The sequence below is a fragment of the Paraburkholderia elongata genome (genome assembly GCF_013177735.1).
GTDB classification, from domain to species: domain Bacteria; phylum Pseudomonadota; class Gammaproteobacteria; order Burkholderiales; family Burkholderiaceae; genus Paraburkholderia; species Paraburkholderia elongata.
In genome coordinates this window covers 1-6,733 of record NZ_WOEZ01000273.1, presented here as the reverse complement: position 1 = coordinate 6,733, position 6,733 = coordinate 1, and the positions used below count along the sequence as shown (strand labels likewise).

The 6,733-nt window shown below is 62.9% G+C and carries 5 protein-coding genes; 3 read left to right on the top strand and 2 right to left on the bottom strand.

All coding sequences use genetic code 11. The features are described from left to right. Window positions 1-175 precede the first annotated feature (175 nt). Both GNZ13_RS44970 and GNZ13_RS44965 read right to left on the bottom strand, forming a co-directional pair. A complete protein-coding gene (locus tag GNZ13_RS44970; RefSeq protein ID WP_172177190.1) occupies window positions 176-1,633 on the bottom strand; it encodes an HDOD domain-containing protein in 1,458 nt (485 codons plus the stop codon). Between the two features lie 91 nt (window positions 1,634-1,724). Then, window positions 1,725-3,539 carry a putative bifunctional diguanylate cyclase/phosphodiesterase gene (locus GNZ13_RS44965; RefSeq protein ID WP_172177188.1) on the bottom strand — a complete coding sequence of 605 codons (1,815 nt, stop codon included), beginning with the start codon at window positions 3,537-3,539 and terminating at the stop codon, window positions 1,725-1,727. A 298-nt stretch (window positions 3,540-3,837) separates the two neighbouring features. On the opposite strand from GNZ13_RS44965, the gene GNZ13_RS44960 reads away from it, so the two are divergent. The 3 genes from GNZ13_RS44960 to GNZ13_RS44950 all read left to right on the top strand — a co-directional run bounded on the left by GNZ13_RS44960 (window position 3,838) and on the right by GNZ13_RS44950 (window position 6,533). Then, window positions 3,838-5,175, top strand: coding sequence for an EAL and HDOD domain-containing protein (locus GNZ13_RS44960; protein WP_172177186.1), 1,338 nt, complete (start codon window positions 3,838-3,840; stop codon window positions 5,173-5,175). A gap of 229 nt (window positions 5,176-5,404) precedes the next feature. Then, complete coding sequence (locus GNZ13_RS44955) at window positions 5,405-5,968, top strand: peroxiredoxin (RefSeq protein WP_172177184.1); 564 nt, start codon at window positions 5,405-5,407, stop codon at window positions 5,966-5,968. A 100-nt stretch (window positions 5,969-6,068) separates the two neighbouring features. Beyond that, entirely contained in the window at window positions 6,069-6,533 is a 465-nt protein-coding gene (locus GNZ13_RS44950) for a hypothetical protein (RefSeq protein ID WP_172177182.1), read from the top strand. Window positions 6,534-6,733: the final 200 nt, after the last annotated feature.

Sequence of the window (6,733 nt, the reverse complement as noted above, 5' to 3'; positions counted from 1 at the left end):
GGATCGGAGTGCGGAGGGGTTGGAGCGGATTGAGGATTGAGGGGGCAGGTTTGAGGTTTGAATCAGAGGCCGGCATGCCGCACATGCCGGCCTCTGCACATCTGAGGTTCATGACTTCGGGCAAATACAAAACCGGTGAGCGTGAACCACCGTGATCAACGATCACGCCACGTCTTCACATCGTCTCCATTTCCTGCATCTGCCCCAAGCCAAAAAAACGTCCTAACTCCTTTGCCAGTTCATTCAACGCGCTCATTTCCTTCTGCGATATCCGGCGTGGCTCCTGCGTATGAGACCAGTCGCCGTATAACAGCGCCACGGTCTTATCGGTCTCGTCGACTACCGGCAGCAGCACAAAGGCGCGGGCATCGTCGAACGTACGTCGGAACCATTCCGGTAATCGCGCGACCATCTTCGGGTCGCGCGCGTTCTCGATGAAGATGCCTATCGAGTTCGCTATCGCGAGATGAAACACATCGGGCTCGAACGCGGTGTTGAACGACAGCTTCGGCAGCACCGTGTCGATCTTCGGACCGAGCCCGAGGCGCGCCTTGAAGGTGCCGTTGCTATGCTTGACGAACACCACCGTGCGCGCGAAGCCGAGCGCTGCCAGCACGGTTTCCGCGGCCAGAGCCAGTGCCGGCGCGAGCGCGCTGCCGTCGGGCAGGCCGCGCAGATCTCCCACGCCCGCCGCGATGCGCGCTTCCGGATCGAGCGCCTCGCGCGCGATCGCGTCCGCATTGGCGCGCAACTCGACGATCTCGCGCATCACGCCGTCGCCGCCTTCTTCACGGGCGAGTGCGACGCTCATTTGATGCAGCACGTCCGGATCAGTATTCAGTGCGTGGCTGTATTCCTGCGCCAGTTCGGCGATGCGCTCCTCGCGCTGCCAGTCCGGCATGTTCTGCTGGGTCAGCACGTCGGCAACTGCCGTCGAATAGTTGGTGATGGCGCGCAGCCACTGCACCTGGCGCGGCTGTTCGACATCCAGCGGGTCGAACTCGCCCATGCCGGAGCGGATCATGTCGGGCAAGCGCCAGCGCACCGCAGCTTCGGCGCCGATTTCGTCGAACGTGACACCGAGCACCAGCACGCAGGCGTCGGCTTCGAGTGTGCCGTCTTCGATATGCCGGCGGATCTGATCCCACTCGGCGTCGAGATAGAACACCACCAGCAGCTTGCCGATCTGCCGCATCAGCGTGCAGACCACGGCTTCTTCGCCGGCGCGCAGATCGCCGCGCTCGGTCAGCTTACGCGCGACGCAGCCCGACAACAGCGTGCGGTTCAATTCGAGTTTCGCGTCGATGCGGCGCGGCGCGCTGTGATGAAAGTGATCGACAATCTTCAGGCCGACCACCAGATGGCCGACCGCATCCATGCCAAGCACCATCAACGCGCGCGACACGGTGGTGATGTTGCCGCCGAACGCCATGTACATGGCCGAGTTGGCAAGCCGCAACACTTTTTGCGTCAAAGCGAAATCCGACAACACGACCTGCACGAGGCCGGTGAAGTCGAGGTCGTCGTTGTTCATCGCCGCCATGGTGGTGCGCAGCGACTGCGACAGCATGGGGAAATCGCCGCGCTCGCTCATTCGCGTCCAGAGCCGGTCGAGCACCGCAGCCTTTACCATGTGAGTCCCGCCAAAGCCATACCTGTTCCAATGAGTGCTACACCGGCGCGAGGCCGGTATCTTGCGCTGCGCACGAGGTTTGCCTGCATCGTTATGCGGTGTGCAGGTGAAGCGTGCGCGCTTCGAAACGCTGCGCGAGTTCGTCGGAAGGCAACGCCTTGCAGACGAGCCATCCCTGAATGTGGTCGCAGCCCATCTCGGTGAGCAGGGTGCGCTGGGCTTCCGTTTCTACGCCCTCGGCAACCAGTTCGAGATCGAGTGTTTGTGCGAGTCCGACGACTGCACTAACGATTGCCTGATCGTTCCGGGAGGTTAGCAGATTCTCGACAAAACTCCTGTCGATCTTGAGCTTGGCCAAGGGGAATCGTTGCAGGTAAGCCAGGCTCGAATAGCCGGTGCCGAAATCGTCGACGGCAAAGCGGATGCCCATCGCGGTCAGCTCTTCGAGCAGGACCTTGGCATGCGCCGGGTCGTGCATCAGCAGGCTTTCGGTGATCTCGAACACGACGCGGCGCGGATCGATACCTGTCAACTCGATCGCTTCGCGCACGGCGTCCTTGAAACGCGGATCGCGGAACTGCTGCGGCGACACGTTGACGGCGACGTATTGCAACGAGATGCCCCGCGCGTCCCACTGGATCAACTGCATGCAGGCGACCTTCAACACCCAGTTGCCGAGGAAGTTGATCAGGCCGATCGATTCCGCGAGCGGGATAAACATCGAGGGGGGAACGAGACCGTGCACGGGATGCGACCAGCGCATCAACGCTTCGACGCCGACGACACCGTGCGTGCGGCTGCTCGTGATCGGCTGGAAGTGCAGCGAGAACTCGCCGTTGCGCACACCGTCGTAGAGGTCGGCCTCCAGTTTCAGGCGCTCGGCGTCGGCGGGATTGTCGTCCGGTACGTAGAAGGCGAGCGTGTTGCCGCCGGCCGCCTTGGCCTGCAGCAGGGCATGGTCGGCCCAGCGCAGCAGATGAGTGTCGTGGGCGGCGTTGTCGTTGGCGTGGCGCACATCGGGGTAGAGCGCAATGCCGATGCTCGCCGACAGATGCACCTGCTGGCCGCTGAAGACATACGGTTGCTGGATCGCGGTCAGTAGGCGGCGGGCCAGCGCTTCGGCCGCGGCGGCGGCGTCGGTGCGGCTCGCGGCAGGCTTCACGAGGATCGCGAACTCGTCGCTGGCGACACGCGCCACCGTCTCGTTCGGGCTCGTCATGTTCAATAGACGCCGCGCCGTGTCGCGCAACATCTCGTCGCCGGCATCGTAGCCGAGCGCGCGGTTCACGCGCTGATAGTCGTCGAGGTCGAGCAGCAGTAGCGCGGCGGGCGTGCCGTGGACGTCGGCTTGCTGTTGCGCGTCGAGCAGCGCCGGGATCAGCGCCGGCTGATTGGCCAGGTTGGTCAGGCGGTCCAGATGCAGCGCTTGGGTCAGGCGTTCCTCGGTAGCGCGCCAGGCCGATACGTCGAAGCCGGCGACCGCATAGCCGTCGATGCCGTCGTGGCTGCTGCGCACCACGCGCAGCTCGACCGTGATCGGATAGGTCAGCGACTTGATGAGGCCGAGCGTGGCTTTCTCGACGTTGCCCGTGGCAGCGGCGCGCGTCAGCAGCGCGTCGAGGCGCGGCACGTCGGCGGGCGCCACGAGGTCGTGCAGCGTGATGGTCTCGAGATATTCCCGGTGATAGCCGATGAAGCGCAGGCTGGCGTCGGAAACATAAAGGAAGTGCAGTTCCTGATCGACGTGCGCCAGCAGGTCGACGGCGCCGACCACCTGTTCCAGTTGCGCAGTGCGGCTGGCGCGCGCCGGCGGTTTGCTGTGGGCACGCCGGCCGAACGCACGAAACCGGTCGATGACCGTGCGCAAGGAGCCCCGGCGGGGCGCGGTGATCCTGTTCGCTTCCATGTTTGTCGCTGGCAACCTGTGTTCGTCTGCAGGCGGGGCGGCTCACTGCCCGCCGTGTCCGGGCGGTCAAGAGGTATCAGGCCGCCTCATCAGAACGAGATAACGACCCGCGGCGGGAAATCTTTAGCGTCTGCTGCAAAAAACACACGGTAAGGAAGCGGCGGCGAGGATCGGCGTCGTGGCGGGAGCGATTCGGTTAAAGTGCAACGGCTTGGCGTCCGTTAATACGGCAAACCCGTTGTGCAGTGTCGGCTAAGACGTCGCTGCGTAGCTTTCCGAACACTTGCACCGATGATCCATGTCTGAACGTCACTTTGTCAGGGCCACCCCCCGGCACGTCGAGGTGCTTGAACAATGTGCCGACGACGCTGACCCGGCGTCCGGAGCACAGTTCGTCTATCTGGGCCGCCAGCCGATTCTCGATCGCGACGGCGCGCTCAATGATTATGAATTGTTGTTTCGAGCCGGCGCGCATAACTACGCCGAGGTCAGCGACGACGCCCAGGCCACGGCGCAGGTCGTGGCTCGCGCGATCGGCGGAATCGGCGTGGCGGCCGTGCTTGGCCAGCACCGCGGCTTTGTCAACATCGACCGCGCGCTGCTCTTTAACGACATCGTCCATTTGATGCCGCCCGAGCGCTTCGTGCTCGAGATTCTCGAAACCGTCAAGTTCGATGCGCATCTGGCCCGCCGGCTGACCGAGTTGCGCCGCGCCGGCTTCCTTGTGGCGCTCGACGATGTCAGTGAGCTGTCGGACGAGCTGCTCGCCGTGCTGCCGCACGCCGACATCGTCAAGATCGACTTCCTGCAGACCGAGCGGTCCGCGCTTGCCAAACTGGCGTCGACGGTACGCGGCCATGGCAAGACACTGATTGCGGAGAAGGTCGAGACGCGCGAAGACTTTGCGCTCGCTCGCGACCTCGGCTTCGATCTGTTCCAGGGATACTTCTTCGCGCGGCCGCAGGTGCTGGCAGCGCCGCGCAACCGCTCGCCGCGCCCCGGCCTGCTGCGTTTGCTGGCGCTGTTATCGCGCGATGCGGGGATTGTCGAGCTCGAAGCGGAACTCAAGCTGAACCCGAGCGTGGTGGTGCAACTGCTGCGACTCGTCAATTCGAGCGCGTTTGGGCTGGGGCGCAATATCGCCTCGCTGCGCGAGGCCATCATCGCCACCGGCACGCGGCAGATCGCGCGCTGGGCGCAATTGCTGCTGTACGCGGACAGCGGCGCTCTGCCGTGGCGCGCCGATCCGCTGGTGCAACTGGCCGGTACACGCTCGCGCTTCATGGAATTGGCCGCAGGCTGGCTGCGCCCGTCCGATAACGATTTTGCCGATGCCGCTTTCATGACCGGTATTTTTTCTCTGCTCCACGTGGTGGTCGGCAGCACGCCCGCGGCTGTCCTGGAGAAACTCGGCCTCGCGCCGCAGATTCGCGAAGCGATCGTCACGCGCGGCGGCGCGCTCGGCGCCTTGTTACGAATTGCCGAAGCGGCGGGCGAGGGGGGCGATGCCGCCTCGATCGCAGCCGGACCCGATGCGCCGCCCGGTTTCGCGGCGCTCACGCCCGAGGTGCTGGCGGAGCTGAACCTGTCCGCGGCGGCGTGGTTCGGCGCGCATATCGAGGAAGCGGCCGCCTGAGGCCTGCGCGGCGCTGCGGCGGCGGGCGATCGTTGCGTTGCGTGGTGTCGTGCCGCTGCGAGCGCGGGCTTGCGGATGTATCCTTTACACATGCATCCTTTAGACAGGTTCTTACGTACCTGATCTGTACGTGATCCAATAGTGTGTCGAGGTCGCGGCGTTCCGCTGAACGCCGCGACCTTTAGCTGATTGCGCAAACAGAGCGCATTAACGTTTCGAGGGACTGCAGATGAAGAGGAAACTCATACCGGCGGCACTGGCCGCGGTCTTGTCGGTGGGATTCGCGATGCATTCGCTGACGGCGTCTGCCACGCTCAAGCCGGGCGATGCCGCGCCGCCGTTCACCGCACAGGCTTCGCTAGGCGGCAAGACCTACGCGTATTCGCTTGCCGACGAGTTGAAGAAAGGGCCGGTGGTGTTGTATTTCTATCCGGCGGCCTTCACGAAAGGCTGCACGATCGAAGCCCACGAGTTTGCCGACGCTGTCGACGAGTACAAGAAGTATGGCGCAACGGTGTTCGGTGTGTCGCACGACAACGTCGACACCTTGACGAAGTTTTCGGTGAGCGAATGCCGCAGCAAATTCCCGGTGGCGGCCGATGCCGACGCGAAGGTGATCGGCGCGTATGACGCCGGCATGCCGATGCATAGTTCGATGGCCAATCGCGTGTCGTATGTGATCGCGCCGGACGGCAAGATCATTTACGAGTACACGAGCCTGTCTCCGGAGAAGCACGTCGAGAACACGCTGAAGGCAGTGAAGGATTGGGCGGCGACGCATAAGCAGCCGTAACGCTTCGCCATGCGCGGTTGCGCATTTTCCGCAGCGGGTTTTTGCCGTGAGGTTTAGGGCTGCGCCGTGCTAGGCTGATTTTTTGTCTTGCGAGTTTGCGATGCCGATTGTTGTTGCGTTGATTGCGCTGATCGCGCTGGTGTATGGCGCAGTGCGGGCCTTTTATGCCTTGCAGGCGGCTTTTGGGTCGGCCGTTGCGGTTGGGGTTGCTGTTCTTGTTGTTTTGCTTTTGATTGCCGCGGTTGTTTATTGGTGGCGGCGTCGGAAGGAAGTCGCTCCGAATATTCGCGATCGCGATTGGACTCATGAGCTTAAGGGGACCTGGGGGTCGGTTCGGCTTGCTGCGGGTAAACGGCTATGTGAGATTCGCCTTGGCGGTGAGCAGGGGGCTTATATTTTTGCCGATTTGCTTGGGGCCGAGGTGCAGGGCCATGATGCTCAATGGCACGTCGCATTGACGGTCAAAGACGCTAAGCATCAGGTTTGGGTTTTGCCCATGCTGGGCGAGCGGCAGGCTAAGCAGTGGAGGCGGGTTTTTTTGCTTGCTGTTGGGCAGAGGCTATAAGGTTTTTTGCCTTCGCGGCGCTTTGTTGTCTGTTTGCCTACGGTGTTGGCCTTTCCTTGATTTCTTAGTGGTCTATTAGCGTTCGCCCCTGTGCGGGGCAGGCACTTACTTTCTTTGCCGCCGCAAAGAAAGTAAGCAAAGAAAGCGGCTCCAACCGCTAATTCTTAAGCGGGTCCCCTGGCTTGGAGGAGGTAGTGGTG